7 protein-coding genes are annotated in these 20,453 nt (G+C 69.3%); 3 read left to right on the plus strand and 4 right to left on the minus strand.

Annotated features, from left to right (window positions below):
• Positions 1-80 precede the first annotated feature (80 nt).
• The gene (locus FHT26_RS29505) at positions 81-9,584 is read right to left on the minus strand and encodes a calcium-binding protein (protein ID WP_210427306.1); all 9,504 of its coding nucleotides are present in this window, start codon (positions 9,582-9,584) and stop codon (positions 81-83) included.
• Between the two features lie 237 nt (positions 9,585-9,821).
• On the opposite strand from FHT26_RS29505, the gene FHT26_RS08340 reads away from it, so the two are divergent.
• Both FHT26_RS08340 and FHT26_RS08345 read left to right on the plus strand, forming a co-directional pair.
• Entirely contained in the window at positions 9,822-10,844 is a 1,023-nt protein-coding gene (locus tag FHT26_RS08340) for an aldo/keto reductase (protein WP_168559696.1), read from the plus strand.
• An 11-nt stretch (positions 10,845-10,855) separates the two neighbouring features.
• Entirely contained in the window at positions 10,856-11,785 is a 930-nt protein-coding gene (locus FHT26_RS08345) for a dihydrodipicolinate synthase family protein (protein WP_168559697.1), read from the plus strand.
• A 108-nt stretch (positions 11,786-11,893) separates the two neighbouring features.
• Here FHT26_RS08345 and FHT26_RS08350 read toward each other — a convergent pair whose 3' ends face one another.
• From FHT26_RS08350 to FHT26_RS08360, 3 genes are all read right to left on the minus strand, one after another.
• Positions 11,894-14,536 (minus strand): hypothetical protein, encoded by a 2,643-nt coding sequence (locus FHT26_RS08350; protein ID WP_168559682.1) that lies wholly within the window; start codon positions 14,534-14,536, stop codon positions 11,894-11,896.
• 217 nt (positions 14,537-14,753) lie between these two features.
• Positions 14,754-17,195: an O-linked N-acetylglucosamine transferase family protein gene (locus tag FHT26_RS08355; protein WP_168559698.1), complete on the minus strand. Its 2,442-nt coding sequence runs from the start codon at positions 17,193-17,195 to the stop codon at positions 14,754-14,756.
• Positions 17,196-17,266: 71 nt separating this feature from the next.
• A complete protein-coding gene (locus FHT26_RS08360; protein WP_246867801.1) occupies positions 17,267-18,415 on the minus strand; it encodes a LacI family DNA-binding transcriptional regulator in 1,149 nt (382 codons plus the stop codon).
• 190 nt (positions 18,416-18,605) lie between these two features.
• Here FHT26_RS08360 and atzF point away from each other — a divergent pair, with 190 nt between their 5' ends.
• Complete coding sequence (gene atzF / locus FHT26_RS08365) at positions 18,606-20,435, plus strand: allophanate hydrolase (RefSeq protein WP_168559699.1); 1,830 nt, start codon at positions 18,606-18,608, stop codon at positions 20,433-20,435.
• The last annotated feature ends 18 nt before the right edge of the window (positions 20,436-20,453 follow it).

A 20,453-nucleotide genomic window follows, 5' to 3' on the forward strand; every position in this document is an offset into this window, starting at 1 on the left:
TGGGTTGCACTGCAAGGTGGCGTCGTTCGGGCGAGTCTAGAAATCAACTGTGCAGAAGGTATGCATGTACCGCCCGCAGCTCAGAGGGCATGCTCGCGCCTCCACAGGACCGCGTCGCGGCTCAGCGCCAGGCCCGGGCCGGACAGGTCGTGAGCCGCACCGGTCTGCGCCGCGGCGATCGGCGTCGGCAGGCCCTCGCGCGCAGGCTCGGCGATCCGCATGACCACATCCAACGTCGCCCAGGCCGCGACCACCGCCGTGGGCACGCTGACGGGCATGGCCTTCTCGGTCGGCGCGCTCGTGGCGAGTGCGGTCACGGTGATCGGCACCGTCGTGCCGTCGGCCAGCTTGATCGTCTCGATCTTGTTGGCCGTGCCGACGTAGTAATTCGTGATCGTCAGCTTGTCGGTCGTGACGCCGCTGATGCCCAGCACCAGGTTGTTGCCACTGCGCGTCTGCGTGAGCTGCGCCGCGCTGATGCCGGAGGCGATCTCGATGCGGTCGGTGCCGCCTGCGTCGGTGATCGTGTCCTGCCCGTCACCGCGGCCCCACCGGTAGACGTCGTTCGAGCTGGCCGTGTCGCTCAGCGTGTCGTTGCCGCCGCCGCCATAGTAGGTGTCGTTGCCGGCGGCTCCGCTCAGCGTGTTTGCTCCGCTGTTGCCGAACAGCAGGTTGTCCAGCTCGTTGCCCAGGCCGGTCAGGTTGCCGCTGCCGAGCAGGTTCAGGTTCTCGACGTTGCTCCACAGCGCCGTCGTGATGCTCACCTGGCTGTTGACCGTGTCGATGCCCTGGCCGGCCACCTCGGCGATGGTCTCGCCCGACACGTCGACGGCGTAGGTGTCGTCGCCTGCACCGCCGATCATCGTGTCGACGCCACCCGCACCGTCCAGCACGTTGTTGCCGGCATTGCCGGTCAGCGTGTTGGCCACCGAGTTGCCGGTGGCGGTGAGGTTCTGGCTGCCGAGCAGCGTCAGCTTCTCCAGCTCGCTGGTCAGCGTCCAGTTGATCCACGATTCGACGGTGTCGGTGCCGCCGCCGGAAGCCTCGGTGATGCGGTCGCCGATGTCGTCGAGCACGTAGGTGTCGTTGCCGGCCCCGCCGATCATCGTGTCGGCGCCCTGCCCTCCATCCAGCCTGTTCGCGCCGGCGTTGCCGGTGAGTGTGTTCGCCCCGCCGTTGCCGGTGGCGGACAAGCCGGTGTTGCCGGTCGCGAGCGTCAGGTTCTCGACGTTGGCCGACAGCGTGTAGCTGACGCTGGCCTGCACGCTGTCGGTGCCTTCGCCCGTCGCCTCGGTGACGAGATCGCCCGCGTTGTCGACGATGTAGGTGTCGTCGCCGCTGCCGCCGGCCAGGTCGTCGGCATCGGCGCCGCCGTCCAGGCGGTCGTTGCCGCTGCCGCCCTGCAGCCAGTCGCGGCCGGCCTTGCCATTGAGCTGGTCGTTGCCGGCGCCACCGTCGAAGTAATCGGCAACCGCGGTGCCATTCATCACATCGTCGCCGGCCGTGCCGAGCAGCGGCACGCGAATGCCCTGCGAGACGTCGACGGTGCTGCCGTCGGCAAAGCGCAGCAGCGAGAACATCTGCGGATTGGTGAAGTAGTCGTAGACCATGAACGCGTCCTTCACCGCGCCGCCCAGCACCTCGACCACCAGCGTCGAGTCCTGGCGCGTGAAGCGCAGGTCCGACATGGCGATGCCGGCGCCGAACTCGAGGACGTTGCCGGTCGAGGTGTCGGCGATGCGGTCGACATCGCTGGACTGCAGCGGGTCGGTCCCGAGCCACTGCGAGTCGCCGCGCTTGAACACGTAGGTGTCCGCGCCGCCCTTGCCCTGCATCGCCTGCATGCCCACGCCGCCCTCGAAGCGATCGCTCTGCTCGGTGCCCACCATGTAGCCGTACTGCGAATCGGCCACCACGTTGAAGGCGCCGACGCGCGCGACGAGCTGGTCCATCGTCAGCACGGTGCCGTCGTCGAAGCGGAACGAATCGATGGTGCCGAAGCTGTAGCCCGGCAGCTTCGTGATCGCGCTCATGTCGTAGGCGTCGTCGCTGCCCGAGATGGCGCCAAGGCGAATCTGCCCGCCGCCCTGGTTGATCTCGATGACGCGCTCGGAATAGAAGTCCCAGACGCGGTAGGTCTCGACACGCAGCGACAGGTCCTCGGGACGGATGCCGGCACCGAAGCGGAAGGTGTCGGTGCCGCCGTAGTCGCGCACCACGTCGTTGCCGTCGCCGCGGTTGAACACGTAGGTGTCGTTGCCTTCCAGCCCGACCAGCGTGTCGTTGCCCTGCCCGCCGGTCAGCGTGCTGCCGGATGACAGCACCTGCCAGCGGCCGCTCGAATTGAGGCTGAAGGTGCCGGCGCTCCACAGGTGGTCGTCGCCGGCGCCGCCGTAGACCGGCACGTTCTGCAACGAGGGCATCAGGTCGGCCAGGCTGCGCGTCGTGCCGTCGGCGAACGTGAAGTTCAGCGTCGGGCTCTGCAGCTGGAACTCGATCGCGCGGTAGCTGAGCGCGAACGACACCGTGTCGCCTTGCGTGCCGTAGGCCAGCGTCAGCTTCATGCCCTCGCCGGCCGTGTTCTGCAGCACCGTCGCCTCGATGCCCACCACGTGCACCGACGCGGCGGCCACGCTGGCGTCGAACGCGACACGCCAGCGCGACGCAGCCCCGGTGCTGCCGATGCCTCCCACGTACTGCACATCGGTCACCAGGTCATGGCCGTCACCCTGCGAGAACACCAGGTCGGCGGACTGCAGGTTGGTGAGCGAGATGCTGTCGTCGCCGTGCCCGCCAACGACCGTGTCGACACCACTGCCTTCGCCGACGCCGTAGATCGCGTCGTTGCCGTCGCCACCATCGAGCCAATCGGCACCGGCACTGCCTTGCAGGCGGTCGTCGCCCGCATCGCCAAACAGACGGCCTCCGTTGCCGTCGGCGCCGGCGGTTCCCGTCAGCGTGTCGTCGCCGTCACCGCCGTGCAGCAGGTCGGCACCCGCGTCGCCCGCCATCGCATCGGCCCCCTGCAGCAGGTCGTCGCCGTCACCGCCGTACAGCGAATCGGAGCCGACGCCGCCATACAGCGTGTCGCGCCCGGCTCCGCCCTGCAGCAGGTCGTCGCCCTCGCCGCCCTCCAGCATGTCGCGGTCCGCGCCGCCATCCAGCTGGTCATTGCCCTGTCGACCCTGCAGCCAGTCGTCGCCGTCGTCGCCGAACAAGGTGTCGTCGTGGCTCTGCCCGCGCAGAATGTCGCTGCCGCCGGCCCCGTGCAATTCCATCGGCCGGTCTTCGTAGCTGAACAGTTCGTCGTTGGCCTCGGAACCTCCTCGATGGAGGGTGGCGTGTGGCGCAAGCGTCTGCGCAGTCCACAGCGTGCCGTCGGCAAACTCGACGTCGCCGAAATGGTCGACCGTGAGGCGGTCTCCCGCGCCGTAGCTGAACGTGTAGCGGCCGCCGTAGTCGTCCACGCGCACCTCGCTCAGCAGCATGTCGCTGAAGACGATGTGTTCGTAGCCGACCTGGCCGCCCAGCATGTCGCTGATCACGTCGACGCCGTCGCCGCGCCGCAGCACGTAGGTGTCGTCGCCGGAGCCGCCATACAGCAGGTCGTCGCCGGCGCCGCCGACCAGCACGTCATCGCCCGCGCCGCTGACCAGCGTGTCGTTGCCGGCGCCACCGTCCAGCGTGTCGTTGCCGCTCAGTTCAGTCCAGTCGAACGGACTGGACTGGTCTTCCCCGGCCAGCCAGTCGTTGCCGTCGCCACCTCGGATCGAATCGTCGCCGGCGCCGCCGCGCACCACGTCGTTGCCGCCCAGCGCATCGAGCGTGTCGTTCGAAGTGCCGAACACCTGCAGCAGGTCGTCGCCGGCCGTCAGCAGGGCTTGCCATGCGACGACAGGCAGGTTGCCCCGCTCGTAGACCGTGCCGTCGCCGAACACCAGTTGCTGCCGCCCGGCGTTGGTGAAGAAGCCGGTGAGGCGCAGGTGGTCGGGCAACCCGTTGAAGAGCACGACCACGTCGTTGCCGTCGCGCACATAGCGCAGGTCGCTCACCGCGATGGTGTCGTCGAAGCGGATGCGGTCGATCTCGCCAGCCGTCGCGGCAGTGTCGTCGATGATGTCGGAGCCGATCCCGCGCCCGATGCGGTAGAGGTCGTCGCCGGCACCACCGACCAGCGTCTCGTTGCCGCTGCCGGCGCGCAGGTCGTCGTTGCCGCCGCCGCCGTCGATTCGCCGGGACTGGTCGCTGCCCACCATCACGTCGGGCGCCGAGGTGCCGTAGTAGAACGGGCCGGGGCGCGTGTTCTCGACCAGCACGCCGCGGTCCAGCAGCTGCTGCCAGGTCAGCGAGCTTCCATCGTCGAACTCGAAGCGGTCGAAAGCGACCGGCACGTCCAGTAGCGCGTTCTGGAAGTTGGTGGCCAGCACCAGCCGGTCGCCGGCCGGCCCCAGGTCGAGCACCAGGCGGAAGGTGTCCGCTTCGCAACGCAGCCGCAGGTCGGCAGCCTGCAAGCCATCGGAGAGCTTCAACACGTTCTCGCCGGTGCGGCCGGCGTTGGAGACGTTCACCGTGTCGCGTCCGTCGCCTTTCGAGTACAGCACCACCGAGCCACTGGTGTTGGCCAGCGTGATCCAGTCGTCGCCGCGGCCGCCGGACAGCGTCGACGCCACGTCGTCCTGCCCGCCCCACAGCTGGTCGGCCACCGCGCCGCCGATCAGCGGCCGGGAGCTGGTGGCACCCGAGCGCAGATCCTGCCCCTGCATCAGGCGTTCGCCGATCAGCCGCACGGTGTCCAGCGTGCGTCCGTCGGAGAAGCTGTAGTGCTCGATCGCGCCGTTCGCGCCATTGCGGACGACGAAGCCGTGCGTGGCATCGATGGCGACCAGCAGGTCGTCGCCGCTGCGCGCCACCTGCACCGCGTTGGTCGCGAAATCCATCTGGATGACGTCCTTGCCGCTCGCGTCGACGATGGTGTCGTTGACGCCGCCCGACTGCGCGATGCCGTCGAGGGTCAGCACGTAGGTGTCGTCGCCCGCGCCGCCCGACAGTGCATCGGCGCCGCTGCCGCCGTCCAGCGTGTCGTTGCCGGCGCCGCCGAACAGCATGTCGTCGTCGGCGCCGCCGAGCAGCGCATCCCTGCCGTTGCCGCCGATCAGCGTGTCCTTGCCTACGCCGCCGTCGAGCCGGTCGTCACCGGTCAGCGTGGACACCTCGTCGGTGGCCTGCTCGTCCTCGCCGGCCAGCCAGTCGTTGCCGTCGCCGCCGCTCAGCTCGTCGTTGCCGCCGCCACCGGCGAGCACGTCGTCGCCCGCACCGCCGTCGAGCACGTCCTTGCCGTGGAAGCTGCCGGCGACATTGCCGATGAAGTCGTCGCCCAGCAGTTGGTCGTTGCCGGCACCGCCGAGCAGCGTGTCGTCATTGCCGCCGCCGTACAGGCGGTCGTCGCCGTCGTCGCCGAACAGCCGGTCGCGGCCATGGTCCGCGCCTGCGGTGTAGGTGGTATCGGCGTCGCCGAACAGCACGTCGTCGCCGGTGCCGCCGCGCAACTCGTCGTCGCGCGCGCCACCGGTCAGCGTGTCCTTGCCGGCGCCGCCGTCGAGCTTGTCGTTGCCGGCCCAGCGCACATCGATCCCGGCCTCGTCGCCGTGCAGTTCGTCGTCGCCGTCGCCGCCGTCGAGGATGTCGGAGCCGCCGTTGCCGATCACCACGTCGTTGCCGGCGTCGCCGTACAGCAGGTCGTTGCCGTGCTGGCTGCCGTCGAGGCCGCTGCGGCCGCGGACGATGCCGGTGTTGGGATCGATGATCAGCCCGCCGGTCCCGTGGTAGTCGCCGTACAGCAGGTCGTTGCCGGCGTCGCCGTGGACCAGGTCGCTGCCCTGGTAGCCGGCCACCACGTCATTGCCCGTTCCGGCGCGCACGACGTCGTTGCCGCCGCCAGCGTTGACCACGTCGTCGCCGTCGCCGGTGTCGATCACGTCATTGCCGGCATGGGCCGCGGTGCTGAAGCTGTCCAGCAACCGGGTTGCCGGGTTCGGGTCGGCAGGGTCCGAGCCGTAGCCGTTGCCAGTGTCGCGGTTGACGCCCTGGATCACCAGGTCGAAGCTGCCGGGCGTGTAGCCCAGGTTCGCGACCACGGCGGCGTACAGCGAATTGCTTTCGGGCAGCACCTGCGTGCCCAGCTGGTCGCGCGCGAACGCACGCAGATCGATGTTCTGCAGCGGATCGACACTCTGGTAGGCCAGCGTCAGCTTGGCCCCGGCCCCGGCCGGGTTGCCGGTCCATCCCTTGGGCGTGATGTAGATCGTGTATTCGTGGCTGTTCACGGCATCGAGGTAGCGCACGGTTCCGCCCGTTCCACCGATGCCGTTGGTGTTGGCGCCGCCCATCAGGCGCGCCGTCGCGCTGAAGTCGGCGAAGGACAGGAAGCCCGGGCCCAGATCGCCGTCGCTCATCACGATGTCGTTGCCGGCCCCGGTGATGACGCGGTCGTTGCCCTCGCCCCCGAAGACCAGGTCGTCGGCGCTGCTGCCGACGAGGAAATCGTTGCCCCGGCCGCCGTCGAGGACCGGGCCTTCCTGCGCAGCGAGCGTGGGCGTGCCGGCGAGGGCCTGCGCCTCGGTCTGCACGGCCACCGCGAAGATGCGGTCGTCACCGGCGCGGCCGACGATCTGCGTGCTGTTGAAGTTCAGCGGGCTGGTCGCCGTGGTGCCGACCACCGTGCCGCCGGTCATCAGGTCGTTGCCCGAGCTGCCTTCCACGCGCGCCATGCCGCCGGCGATGTTCACGAAGGTGGCGACCGGGCGGCCTCCCCGGCTCCAGGCCTTGTACTTGTCGAAGCTGTCGGGGGTCAGGAAATCGATGAAGTCGATCGGCGCCGGCGGCGGCGCGACCGGCGGCGTCGGCACCGGCGCCAGGATGCCGAGGTCGCCGGACTGGAAGTCCTTGACGATCACCGTGCTGCCGTAGCCCGCCACCGTCAGCTGGGCGATGTTGGCGTCGAGCATGTACAGGATCGGCGCGGCGGCATCGGACTCGTCGATCCACACGGTGACGCCGTCGACGCTGCTCTTGACGGTGCCGCTGCCGTCGAGGTTGCGGCCACCCAGCTTCAGGATGTCGACGGCGTCGCTGGAGACGATGGTGTCGACGTCCTCGTCTGCCTTGACCTCGTAGGTGTCGGCGCCCGCGCCGCCGTTCAGCAGGTCGTTGCCGATGCCGCCGGACAGCCAGTCGTCGCCGGCGCCGCCGAGCAGCACGTCGTTGCCCTTCTCGCCGTAGAGCGAATCGACGCCGGCGTTGCCTTCGATGTAATCGTTGCCGCTGCCGGCGTTGATCTTGTCGGCACCGCCGCCGCCGTACAGGTGATCGCCCAGTTCGTCGCCGATGAAGGCGTCGTTGGCATCGCCGCCGAAGGTGATCAGCGACTGAGTGCTCGGGCGCGGCGTGACCGCTCCGGCGTCGTCCGGCATCTTGGGCACGTTGCTCGCCTCGAGCGGGCGCCGCTCGCCGGTGAAGGGGTCGATGTAGGTATAGAGGCTCGCCGTACCGATGGGCAGCGTCAGGTCGTCGAGGGTCCCGGTCTGGTTGTTCGCACCATTCACCTGTTCCACGTACGACAGCAGCGTCAACCGGTCGTCGATCCACTGGTCGGTGTAGGTCTCGGCCGGCTTTCCCGCGGCGACGAGCGCCTGGTCGGCCTTCCAGGCCAGGTAGCTGGCGCGCCAAGGCTCGGCTTCCCACAGCGCCGTCATTGCAGCCACGCCCGCGGCCATCGGCATCAGCACGAACGGCGACAAGGTCAGCAGCGCGGCAATCTCCTGGAAGCCTGCGCGCTGCTTCACCGTCGAACCCGACAAGGCCGTGCTCGGCCTCAGCGAGACCTTGCCGACCAGGCTCTTGAAGACGTCGCTCTCCACCAGCAGCTTCAGATCCTGCTGGAACGTCGCCCGGCCGGTCACGCCGTTCTTGTCGGCCACGTTGGCCCAGGTTCCGCCGGCGAGGCTCGGGTTGAGTTTCGTCCAGGCGCTCGAGCTGAATCCGAGCTGGTCGGCCAGCGACTGCAGCACGCGTTCCAGCGTGTCGCCCTCGCTCTGGCCCTGGTCGTTGTTCGCGGGGCCTTGAATCCCGGCACTGTTGCCGGCAACCGCGTAGATGTCCGACATCGCCTTCTGATCGACACTGCCATCCAGCGTCGTCAGCGTCTTCTGCAACGACAGCGAATCGACGATCAGCACCAGGCTGTGCGTGTCGCCGAAGTCGTTCAGGTTGTACTTGTCGATCAGCAGCCGGATGCCCCATGCCGCTGCGGACGCGAGCGCCGTGCCGCCGATGTAGTTGCCGCGGTACATCGGCTGGTCCTCGATCAGCACCGGCGTCTTCGTGCCGTAGTGCCATTGCGAGTTGGAGACGGCCGACGGCGGGCTCTGGCCATAGAGGTCGAAGAAGTTCGGCAGCTCCGTTTTCACGTTGCGCCCGAAATAGGCATCCAGGGCGCCTCTCAATTCGTCCGCGCGGTACGGCGCGGTCAGCTGGCTCGCCCGCAGTACCGCCAGTTGGTAGTCCAAACCGAGCCCTGCAATGTCATCGAGCCCGACGATCCTGGCCGGCTTGTCGAACATCGTCATCGCATCGTCGCCCCCTGCAGTCAGAGAGAAGACCGTCTCCGAGATGCTCGCGATGGAGGCGATGCGCTCGAGCGCCTGCTTCAACAGTGCCAGATCATCGCCAAACGGTGTATGAACGTATTCCTTGCGCACGCCGAGGGGCGTCAGGACAGGAATGTAGGGCCTCTTGCTCTCGACCAGGTCGATGTCGGCCTTGGCCTGGGCGGCCGTCACGTCGGCCGTCCCGCTGTAGTGCTGCTTCAGCTGGGCGTACAGCGCCTTGGCCTCGTCGGTCGCAAACACGTCGGCATTGCCGTTGTCCCGCCAGCCAGCGAACTTGTCGATCACGTCGTTCAGCGTGCCCGCTCCGGATTTGACGTCGCCGACGCCCGCACCATTGAACGTGACGGTCCGGTGGATGTCGGGGCCGTGCATCAGCGTGAAGGCCGTGGCGAGGTGCCCGCCGAGGCTGTAGCCGGTGATGTCGATGCCCTGCGAATCGCTGAACTCGATCGGGTAGCGCTGCTTGAGCTCGCCATACCACTGCTCCATGTCGGCGATCTGCCCGAGTGCGAAGCCCGTTGCCTTGACCTCCAGCGTGTTCGTGGCCTCGTTGTCGCGCGCCGAATCCTCGATGAACTCGGTGGAGCGGAAGCTCATCACGAGTTGCCCCTCGTGCAAGCCCAGCTCGGGCTTGTCGAACCCTTGGTACTGGAACAGCGTGCCGCTGAAGCCGGTCGCGGTGTTCGACTGGTGCTCGACCAGCTTCCAGTCCTGCAGGAAGGCGTCGACCTGCGCCTCGGTGAAGCGGCTCGAATGGTCGTTGCCCTTGAGCAGCATCTCCCGGGTCATCGCCGCGGTGATCTTCTGCCCGGGAGAGTCGGTGTGCGACACACCGAACATCGCCTCTGCCGCAAGCTGCAGCATCGCGTACTCGAGCTGCGTCGCGACATTGATGTTCTGCTTCTGGTCCTCTGCCATCGCTCACTCCCGTTGAATCGTCGTTGGCGGGCGTGAAAGCGCGGTGATCGCGCGCAGCGCAGGGCAGCGCCTCGCGGCGCCGCACCCTCCCCGAACCTTTGTGGTTCCTTCCCCGTCCCTCTTGCCACCGAGTCTACCCACGGCAGTGCACACTGCGGCCCTGATCCTTACCCCCAAAATTGGGGACGAGGGACGCCCACTCCCTCGCTTCCCGCATACCCACCGATGGAGATTCGCATGGAACATCGCAGACTCGGCTCGAGCGGCTTCAAGGTCCCCGTCCTCAGCCTCGGCACCGGCACCTTCGGCGGCGGCGGCGAGTTCTTCAGCGCCTGGGGCAAGACCGACGCCGACGGCGCGCGCCGCCTGCTCGACATCTGCCTCGAGGCCGGCCTCAACATGTTCGACAGCGCCGACATCTACTCCGCCGGCGCGGCCGAAACCGTGCTCGGCCAAGCCATCGCCGGCCGGCGCGACAAGGTCATCCTCTCGACCAAGGCGACCTTCCGCCTCGGCACCGGGCCGAACGACGTCGGCTCGTCGCGCCACCACCTGCTCGACGCGGTGCATGCCTCGCTGAAGCGGCTCGGCACCGACTACATCGACCTGTTCCAGCTGCACGGCTTCGATGCGCAGACGCCGGTCGAAGAAACGCTGCGCACGCTCGACGACCTGGTGCGCGCCGGCAAGATCCGCTACCTCGGCGTGTCGAACTTCTCCGGCTGGCACCTGATGAAGTCGCTGGCCGCGTCGGAGCGCCTGGGCATCTCGCGCTACGTCGCGCACCAGGCCTACTACTCGCTGATCGGCCGCGACTACGAATGGGAGCTGATGCCGCTGGCGCTCGACCAGGGTGTCGGCGCCGTCGTCTGGAGCCCGCTCGGCTGGGGCCGCCTGACCGGCAAGATCCGCCGCGGCACCGGCCTGCCCGCGCAGAGCCGGCTGCACAAGACCGCCGAGTTCGGCCCGCCGGTGCCCGACGAGCAGCTGTTCCGCGTGATGGACGCGATCGACGCGGTCGCGAAGGAAACCGGCAAGAGCGTGCCGCAGATCGCGCTGAACTGGCTGCTGCAGCGACCGACGGTCGCGAACGTGATCATCGGCGCGCGCGACGAAGCGCAGCTGCGCGACAACCTCGGCGCGATCGGCTGGTCGCTGAGCGCCTCGCAGATGAAACAGCTCGACGAAGCCAGCACGGTGACCAAGCCCTACCCGTACTGGCACCAGACGAGCTTCGAACGCAATCCGCCCGCCGTCTGAGGAGACATGCCATGACCGCACTCAAGAAGCCGCGCTACCAGGGCGTGTTCCCGGTGGTGCCCACCACCTTCACCGACAGCGGCGAGCTCGACCTGGCCAGCCAGAAGCGCTGCGTCGATTTCATGATCGACGCCGGCTCGACCGGGCTGTGCATCCTCGCGAACTTCTCGGAGCAGTTCGTCATCGCCGATGCCGAGCGCGAGCTGCTGACCAAGACCATCCTCGAGCACGTCGCCGGCCGCGTGCCGGTGATCGTGACGACCACGCACTTCAGCACCCGGCTGTGCATCGAGCGCAGCCTGCGGGCGCAGCAGCTCGGCGCGGCGATGGTGATGGCGATGCCGCCGTACCACGGCGCGACGCTGCGCGTGCCGGAGGGGCAGAGCATCGAGTTCTTCTCGCGGCTGTCCGAAGCGCTGGCGATTCCGATCATGGTGCAGGACGCGCCGGTCAGCGGCACCACGCTGAGCGCCGCGACGCTGGCGCGGCTCGCGCGCGAGACCGCGAACGTGCGCTACTTCAAGATCGAGGTGCCGCAGGCCGCGGCGAAGCTGCGCGACTTGATCGCGCTGGGCGGCGACGCGATCGAAGGCCCGTGGGACGGCGAGGAGGCGATCACGCTGCTGGCCGACCTGGATGCCGGCGCGACCGGTGCGATGACCGGCGGCGGCTTCCCCGACGGCATCCGGCAGATCGTCGATGCATTCGCGGCGGGCGACCGCGAGGCGGCGGTGGCGGCCTATGCGAAGTGGCTGCCGCTGATCAACTTCGAGAACCGCCAGGGCGGCTTCCTGAGCGCGAAGGCGCTGATGAAGGAAGGCGGCGTGATCGCATGCGATGCGCCGCGGCATCCTTACCCGCCGATGCACCCGGCGACGCGCGCTGGATTGCTCGACGCGGCGCGGCGATTGGACCCTTTGGTGCTCCGCTGGAATCGCTGACCTCCGAGCGAAGCAAGGAGTTCATCAAGCAACGCCCGCGGAACCGGCTTTGCCGGGCCGCCGGGTGGCGCCCCTTGGGGGCAGGAGCGAAGCGACTGGGGGGCACGCCTAGTTCGGCCACATCCTGGTCGTCCAATCGGAGAACGTCTTGAGCCGCTGCGCCTCGGCCCCATGGTTGCGCGCCGAGATCACGCTCCAGCTGGTGTACTGCTCGGTCGTCCAGTCGACCCAGCCGCCCACCAGGTGCGGCTGCCCCTTGTCGTTCAGCGGCAGCGGCGTGCGCTTCGCATCCAGGCAGAAGCGAAAGCCCGACTTGACCTCCGACTCGGTGCCGAACGTCGCGTTCGGATCGCAGCGCCGCCACTGCTCGTAGGTGGTGTTCGCATACAGCGTGTTGTAGAGAGAGATCGAGCTGTTGATGAACATCAGGTGCAGCCCCGGTGTCACGCTGTCCAGTTGGCGGAAGCGCGTCTTCTCCCAGTCGTCCGGCCCGCGGTCGACCACCTCGCCGATGCCCAGCTTGTGGTTCGCCAGGTCGGCCTTGCTCTGCAGCCCCTTGTTCTTGAACAGGTTGGTCGGATCGGCCGGGTCCGGCACGTTGAACGGCAGGTTGGTGTTGGCCAGTTGCGCGAGCTTGGTGCGGACCTGGAAATAGCGCGCCAGATGCGAGGCCGACACCGCCGCCGGTGCCTTGGCGGTCATCAGGTCGTCGACCATCGCGGTCGTGAAGCCCATGTGGTACGGCCAGTCCATCGGCCCTTCGGACGCTCCCGGCCAACCCGGGTTCACCGTCATCTGCAGCTGGTACCACTGGTTGGTGCGGTAGAACGACACCAGCCGCGGCTCCCAAGAGAAGTAGTTCTCGCGGCCGCTCGCCGGCACGTACAGGATGTGCGGCGCCATGTAGAACACGCTCGGCCAGCTGAACGGCCAGCCGCGCTTCTCACCCACGCCGGCCCACTGGCCGCTCGAATTCCGCGCGCCGTGCAGCACGTCCTGCGGCCCTTCGAGGCCGTGGGTGTGGGCCAGCTCCCACTGTTTGACACCCATCCAGCGGATCACGCCGAACAGCGCGCGTTCGATGAAGGCTTCCTTCGTGAACGCCGCCGGCAGGTTGGCCGCGCTCGCGGTCTGTGCCGACATCAGCGCCTGCAGCTTCCTGCCGCCCACTTCGCCGCCATACGGCTTCGACGGGTCGCCCGAAACGCGCGAGCCGCGGCCACCGCCGGCGAAGTCGATCGTCTTGCCGCCGACATCGTTGAGCCACGCCTGCGCACGCTCGCGCAGCTCGGGCGTCAGGTGGCTCCAGTCGCCATAGACACCGTTCGGGTTCTGGTTGGCCTTCAGGAAGTCGCTGACGCGCTTGACGACCTTGATCGGGTTCGAGCCGTCGTCGCCCTGGGTCTCGAACAACCCCTGCGCCTGGCCGGCCTCGGGCGCCCAGATGTCGAGCGGGCTCTCGATCGGCAGCCAGGCGCTCCAGTCCGGCAGCTGCAGCGGGATCGGCATCTCGCGGGTGTTCAGCACCTTGCCGGGACTGGGGTCCATCGCGGCATCGAGCTCGGCCTGCGTCACCGCGGCAGTGCTGGTCGCGGCCTTGCCGGTGAAGACGTTGACGAAGGACTTCGCGTCCGGCAGCACCGCATCGAGGCCGGCACCGGCCGCCCATTCGACGATCGGCCTGCTGTCGAGGCCGGGGCCCGGCTGGTACGGCGGGTTCCACGGCGTGGCCTGCGCGACGTGCGGCACCTTGTCGGCCAGCGTGAAGCGCAGGTACGCCGCGATCTGTTTGCCCTGCGCCTCGCTCAGCCCGTGGAAGCGCGAGCGCTGCACGATCGAGTTGTTCGAGAAGTTGAAGTACTGCAGGTCGCGGCCGTCGCTCGCATGGCACGACGAGCACGCGGCGCGGATCTTCACATCGACGATCGGCGACTTCATCAGCAGGTTGGTGCCGCTCCACAGCGCCTGGCCGGCGGTCGAATCGGCCGATGCGGTGCGGCCGGCCGTCTTCTCGGCGCCGATGTCGGCCCACTGCTTCGGCATCGCCAGCAGGTTCTTTCCGCTGTCGTCTTGCAGTTGCAGGTCGAGGATGCGGTAGCCGTTGGAGCTGCCATCGGTGCCGTTGAAGCGGAACTCGATGCGGTTGCCGCCGGACGCGACGAGGCGTGCGCGCGTGGCCGCGTCGAGCGGCACGCTGAAGCGGATCGTCAGCAGCCCGCCATTGACTCCGCCGTGCGAGCGCTCGACGTCGGGCAGCGTGACGGTCGAGTCGCTGATGTCGATCCACGGCGCGGCGCTGCCGTTGCGCGCGCCGACGATGCGCAGGCTGCCGGCGATCTTCGTCACCGGCTTGGCCAGCGCCTGGTATTCGGGCGAGTTGTAGAAGCCGCACCGGTGGCATTGCACCGACAGGCGCGTCGCCTGCGCGGCAGCAGTGGCGTCGAGCGTCAGGTCGGTGGCGACGATGGTGGCGGCGTCCGGTGCGCCTGCACCGAGCACTTCGATCGGCAGCGCGAGCGCGGCGGGTGAAGGTGAAGGTGAAGGTGAAGGTGACGGGGCGGGCGCGGGAGCCGGAGCCGGCGCAGGAGAAGGCGCCGGTGCGGGCGAGGGCGTGGGCGAGGGGGCGGGGGCCGGCGACGGCGACGGGGCCGGCGTCGGCGCGGGCGGGTTCGCGCCGCTGTTCGGCGCCGGCGCGGCGTCGTCGTCCTTGGCCCCGCCACAGGCCGCCAGGGCCACGCAGGCTGCCAGCATCGCCAGCCTGCTTCTCGTGATCAACCGCTTCTGCATCCACTGCCCCTGTGTCGAGTTGTTCGCGCGTGCGCGATGACACGGGACATGCAGGAAACGCACCGTGCGGAGATCAGGGTGAAATCGGTTGCAACCCCGAATTGCGACATTTCCCGACAGGACGCCGGCATCGCAAGCCGATGGATTCGATCGATCAGGACGATGACGCCGACATAGCCTGTCAGTTGCGTGTGGAACCGTTACCAGCCGCGTCGACGGGATCGCCGGAGATCATCAGGTGATCGGGCGCGAGACCCTCACGCAATCGCTGCATCATCGCGGCATAGGCCCGCTCGATGCTGCGGGTGAAGCGCGGCGTGTCGAACAGCGGGCAGGTCGAGCGCCGCTGTGCCAGCCGATCCCGCAGCGCAGCCAGGGGCTGCGGGTCGGTGGCCAGCCGGATCGCCAGCCGCTCGTAGTCGTGCAAGTGGTCGACCACCAGTTCGGGCAGCCCGCACGCATGCAGCAGGCTGGCCCCCACACGGGCCGCAAACGTCGCCCCGGCACACGTCAGCACGGACAGGCCGACCCACAGCGCGTCGCTGGCTGTCGTGTGGGCGTTGTAGTGCAGCGTGTCCAGGAACAGGTCCGCGTGCGCGTGGCGCGCCAGGTGCTCCGGCATCGGCACGCGCGGCGCGAAAACCAGGCGCTGCGCCTCCACGCCACGGGCGATCGCTTCGCGGCGCAGGTTCGCCGCAGCGGCTTCGCTGTCCTGCAGCAGCCACAGCACGCTGCCCGGCACCTCCTGCAGCACCCGCATCCAGACGTCGAACACGTCGGGCGTGATCTTGTAGTTGTTGTTGAAGCAGCAGTAGACGAACCCGTCCTGCGGCAGTCCGGCCTCCGCACGCGTCGATTGCAAGGTCGCCACCGGTCGCTTCGAATCGTTGACCTGGTAGCTGTCGGGCAGGAAGACGACCTTCTCGCTGCACGCCTGCTGGATCGGCCCACCCGGCGGCACGACCGTCGCATCGGCCAGCAGGTAATCGATGAAATCGCACCCCATCGTGCCTGGGAAGCCGATGTAGCTGACCTGCAGCGGCGCGGCGCGGCTCGCAAAGATGCCCGGCCGGCAATCCTCGGTGAAGCCCTTGAGGTCGACCGCGATGTCGATCTCCAGCTCGCGCGAGCGTTGCGCGATCTGTGCGTCGTCGAGGTCGCGCACGTCGAGGAAGCGGTCGAAGGCGCGCTCCAGGCGCTGGCGCATCGCATCCTGCGACCGCGGGCCGAACGAGAACGCGACGATCTCGAAGCGCTCGCGGTCGTGGCGCTCGAAAAGCTCGGCCATCAGGTACGACGTCGCGTGCTGGTGGAAATCGGCCGAGAAATAGCCGATGCGGATGCGTGCCTGCGGCCGATGCGCGGGCAACGGCGGCGTCTGCGACCATCGATTCGATGCCGAGTAGATCGTCGACACGGCAAGCAGCTGCGCAGCCGACAGCGGCACCGACAGCGCGGGCCATGGCGTCGTCGCGCGTTCGCCGCGGTCGATGCGGCGGGCGAGTTCATCGAATCGCGACGTGAACCCGGTCCAGTCGCACACCACCATGCGCCCGTGCAGCCACGTGCCGTACAGCCATGCCGCGCCGTCGTCGATCGCCATCGCCCGCTCGATGGCGACCTGCGACTCGTCGCGCCGCTTCAGCACCCCCAGCGCCTGCGCGAGGTTGACCGCGGCATCGGTGAAATCAGGCTTGAGGGCCAGTGCGCTCTCGAAGCAAGGCACAGCCTCCTGCGCCCGCTGCAGCTTGATCAGCGCGTTGCCCAGGTTGTTGTGCGCGCCGGCGAGCGTCGCATCGCGTGCCACGGCTTGCCGGCCCGCCTGCACCGCCGCTTCGGGCCGCCCCAGTTGCAGCAGGATGCCGCAGAGGTTGCTGAAGGTGACCGCACTCGACGCGTCCAACCCGAGCGATGCCTGCCATGCGTCGGCCGCCGCCTGCAGCTCGCCCAGCCCGTAGCGGGCGTTGCCCAGTTCCCGCAGCGCATGCGCCTGGCTCGGGTCGAGCGTGACGGCCTTCTCGAGCGCCGCCGCAGCGTCCCGAGAGCGCCCGACGCCTCGCAACGCGAGACCCCGCGCGGTCCAGGCGTCCGCATCGCCGGGTGCGAGTTCGACGGCCACGTCCAGGTGGGCCAGCGCGGGTTCGGGGCGGCCTTCGTCCAGTTCGATCCGGCCGAGCAGCAGGCGGTGATCGGCAAATCGCGGCGCGTGGCTGACGGCCTCTTCGAGCAACGCACGTGCCGCCTCGCGCCGGCCATCGCGTGCCAGCACACGTGCCAGCGCCGCGATCGCGACGTCGAACCGAGGTGCCCTGGCGATCGCGCGACCGTAGCGATCGGCCGCCGCCGCCAGGTCGCCGGCCTGTTCGCAGATCGATCCCAGCATGAACAGCGCGTCGTGTGCCACCCCATCGTCATGGCTGGCAGAGGTCAGCAGCGCGGCAGCCTCCGTCATGCGCCCTTGCTGCATCCGCACGAAGCCGAGGCTGGTCAGCGCCGATGCATCGTCCGCGACGTGCGAGAGCACGCGCTCGTAGCCCGCCGCGGCGCCGGCCAGATCGCCCCCCTTCAGCGCATCGTCGGCCTGGGCCCGCCACGCCGCGAGGTCGGCCAGGTCGCTGGTCACAGCGACCTGCGGCGCTGCCTGCACCCGATCCCCCTTCGCGAGACGCCTCAGCCAAGCCAGCATGCCGTCCCTCACCGAGGCAGGCGCCGCGTCGATTCCCGCGTCACCAGCACTGGCGGCGGCAGCTCCCCTGCCGGCGCTTCGCCGCGCAGCATCGCCAGCACCGCCTGCGCGCCCAGTTCGCCGAGCTGGTACACCGGCTGGCGGATCGTCGTCAGCGGCGGGATCGCGTACTGCGAACCCGGCAGGTCGTCGAAGCCGACCATCGCGACGTCTTCCGGAATGCGCAGGCCGCGCCGGTACAGCCCGAGCGCCGCGCCGTAGGCGGTCTGGTCGTTGGCCGCGAAGATCGCGCTGAAATCCTTGCGCGATTCCATCAGGTGGCTCACCGCCTTCAGCCCCCCGGCCTCGCTGAAATCGCCCTGCACCACCAGCGATGCGTCGTACGCGATGCCGGCTTCCTTCAGCGCGCGGCGGTAGCCTTCCTTGCGCTCGCGCGCATCCGCGTGCTCGCGCGGACCGAGGATGTGCACGATGCGCCGGTGGCCGAGCTCGATCAGGTGGCGCGTCGCCATGCGCGCGCCCTCGACGTTCGCGAAGTTCAGGCTGAACAGCCCGGGGCCCGACAGCTGGCGGCCAGTCACCACCGTCGGCACGCGACGCGCCACCTGCATCAGCGTCTCGTCGGGCAGCCGGCCGGTGAACACGATCATGCCGTCGACGCGGCGCGACAGCAGCAGGTCGACGCACTTCTTCTCGTCGGCGGCAGTCCAGTGGCCGCTCGCGAACAACGGCATGTAGCCGGCCGCGCCGAGCACCGCCTCGATGCCGCGCAAGCCTTCGCCGTAGAACGGGCTGTCGATCGCCTGCGTGACCACGCCAATGCTCAGCGTGCGCCCGCCGGCCAGGCCGCGCGCCACCGGGTTGGGCATGAAGCCCAGTTCCGCGATCGCGGCATCGACCGCCTTCTGCTTGCCGGGGCTCACCTTCGCGCTGCCGTTCAGGATGCGCGAGACGGTGCTCGACGACACGCCCGCGGCGTCGGCCACCATCTGCAGCGTCACCGTCGTGTCGGTCGCGGTGGCGGTCGGCACCGGCGCGCGCCGGCGCGTCGCCTTGGCGCTGCTCGGCGGGGCGGTCTTCGGAGATGCCTTGGCACGCACCTTCGATGAGACCTTCCGGGTGGCCTTCTTGGGGACCTGCTTGGAGACCGCCTTCATGCGTGGCCGTGCTGATGTGAGTGAATCCAAAAGTGTACGTTCGTGCATCCACGCCGGGCCATCTTGAAACACCCCCGAAGGAGCGTATCGGCACCCGCGCAACATGAGGGAAAACCATGGCTCACAACTTGCATACAAGATCGCATTCACTTCGATCGATCCTGCCTTGCCCTGTTGTGGAGCCGCCCCCATGCCCCTCGAGCCACGGACCTTGCGTGAACTGCAGCAGGCGCTGCGCGATGGCACCCTGACGGTGCGCCGCCTGATGGAGCGCGTGCTGCAGGAGCGTGCATTGCATGCGGCCTCGGCGTGGATCTCGCTGCGCCCCGCCGACGAATTGCTCGCCGAGGCCGAGGCCTGCGATGCCCGCGCACGCGGCGAAGGCGCGGCGCTGTGGGAGCGGCTGCCGCTGTTCGGCCTGCCGTTCGCGGTGAAGGACAACATCGACGTGGCCGGGCTGCCGACCACCGCCGCCTGCCCGGGCTTCGCGAGCGGCCCCGCCGCGCGCCATGCGACGGCGGTGCAGCGGCTGGTGGATGCCGGTGCGATCGCCGTCGGCAAGACCAACCTCGACCAGTTCGCGACCGGCCTGGTCGGCACGCGCTCGCCGTTCGGCGCGGTGCCGAACCCCTTCGATGCGGCGCATGTGAGTGGCGGTTCCAGTTCGGGCTCGGCCTACGTGGTCGCGACCGGCCAGGTGCCGTTCGCGCTCGGCACCGACACGGCCGGCTCGGGCCGCGTGCCGGCCGGCTTCTGCCACGTCAGCGGCCTGAAGCCGACCAAGGGCTGGCTGCCGTCGACCGGCGTCGTGCCGGCCTGCCGCAGCCTCGACTGCATCTCGGTGTTCGCGCTGACGCCGGAAGACGCCTGGGCCGTCGCGAGCCAGGCCGCCGGGCCGGATCCGCAGGACCCGTTCAGCCGCACCGCGCTGCCGCCGCGGCTGCGGCTGGATGCGCTGCAGGACCTGGCGGTCGGCGTGCCCGACCCGCTGGAGTTCTTCGGCGACGAGCAGGCCCGCGAGGCCTTCGACGCCGCGCTGCAGCACTTGCGCGTGCGCGGGTGCCGGCTGGTGCCGGTGCGGTTCGAGCCGCTCGCCCGGGTGGCCGCGCTGCTGTACCAGGGGCCGTGGGTGGCCGAGCGCTACGCCGCGGTCGGCGCTTTCCTCGACACCCACCCGGCCGGTGCCGACCCGACCGTCTCGGCGATCGTGCGCAGCGGCCGCGCGCCGGCCGCGCACGAGCTGTTCGACGCGCAGTACGCGCTGGCCGCGGCGCAGCGGCAGGCGCTCGCGCTGTGGTCGCAGGTGGCGGTGCTGGTGGTGCCGAGCGCACCGACGCACCCGACGCAGGCCGACTTGCAGGCCGATCCGTTCGAGCCGAACCGGCGGCTTGGCCACTACACGAACTTCGTCAACCTGCTCGACATGGCCGCCCATGCGCTGCCCGGCCCGATGCGCCGCGACGGCCTGCCGGCCGGCGTGACGCTGATCGGGCCGGCGTTCAGCGATTTCGCGCTGGCCGGGCTGGCGTCGACGCTGGCGCGCGTGTTCGAGCCGACCGCCGGCGCGATGCGCCAGCCGATCGGCGCCGCGCCGGTGCTGGCGGCGAGCGCGCCGGCCCAGCCGCTGCGGCTGGTCGTCGTCGGCGCGCACATGAGCGGCCTGGCGCTGAACTGGCAGCTGACCGAACGCGCCGGCCGACTGCTGCAACGCACCCGCACCGCGCCGGCATATCGCCTGTACTCGCTGACCGGCCACGCACCGACGCGACCCGCGTTGGTGCATGTCGGCCCCGACGCGGGTCGCGCGGTCGACGTGGAGGTGTGGGAGATCGACGCGGCGCACGGCGGCAGCTTCCTGCAGATGGTCGGCCCGCCGCTCGCGCTCGGCACGGTGGAACTGGCGGACGGCACGCGGGAGCGCGGCTTCGTCTGCGAGCCGCGCGGCGTGGCCGAAGGCGGCAGCGCGCTCGACATCACCGCGTACGGCGGCTGGCGCGGCTTCCTCGCCTCGTTGAGCTGAGCACGGTCCTTGCAGCAC

Source organism: Rhizobacter sp. SG703 (genome assembly GCF_012275445.1).
In the GTDB taxonomy this organism is placed as follows: Bacteria; Pseudomonadota; Gammaproteobacteria; order Burkholderiales; family Burkholderiaceae_C; genus Rhizobacter.

Coding starts and splice junctions, on each gene's coding strand:
- atzF (WP_168559699.1), top strand. CDS start 18,606: ATGCCCCTCGAGCCACGGACCTTGCGTGAACTGCAGCAGGCGCTGCGC.
- FHT26_RS08360 (WP_246867801.1), bottom strand. CDS start 18,415: ATGAAGGCGGTCTCCAAGCAGGTCCCCAAGAAGGCCACCCGGAAGGTC.
- FHT26_RS08345 (WP_168559697.1), top strand. CDS start 10,856: ATGACCGCACTCAAGAAGCCGCGCTACCAGGGCGTGTTCCCGGTGGTG.
- FHT26_RS08350 (WP_168559682.1), bottom strand. CDS start 14,536: ATGCTGGCAGCCTGCGTGGCCCTGGCGGCCTGTGGCGGGGCCAAGGAC.
- FHT26_RS29505 (WP_210427306.1), bottom strand. CDS start 9,584: ATGGCAGAGGACCAGAAGCAGAACATCAATGTCGCGACGCAGCTCGAG.
- FHT26_RS08340 (WP_168559696.1), top strand. CDS start 9,822: ATGGAACATCGCAGACTCGGCTCGAGCGGCTTCAAGGTCCCCGTCCTC.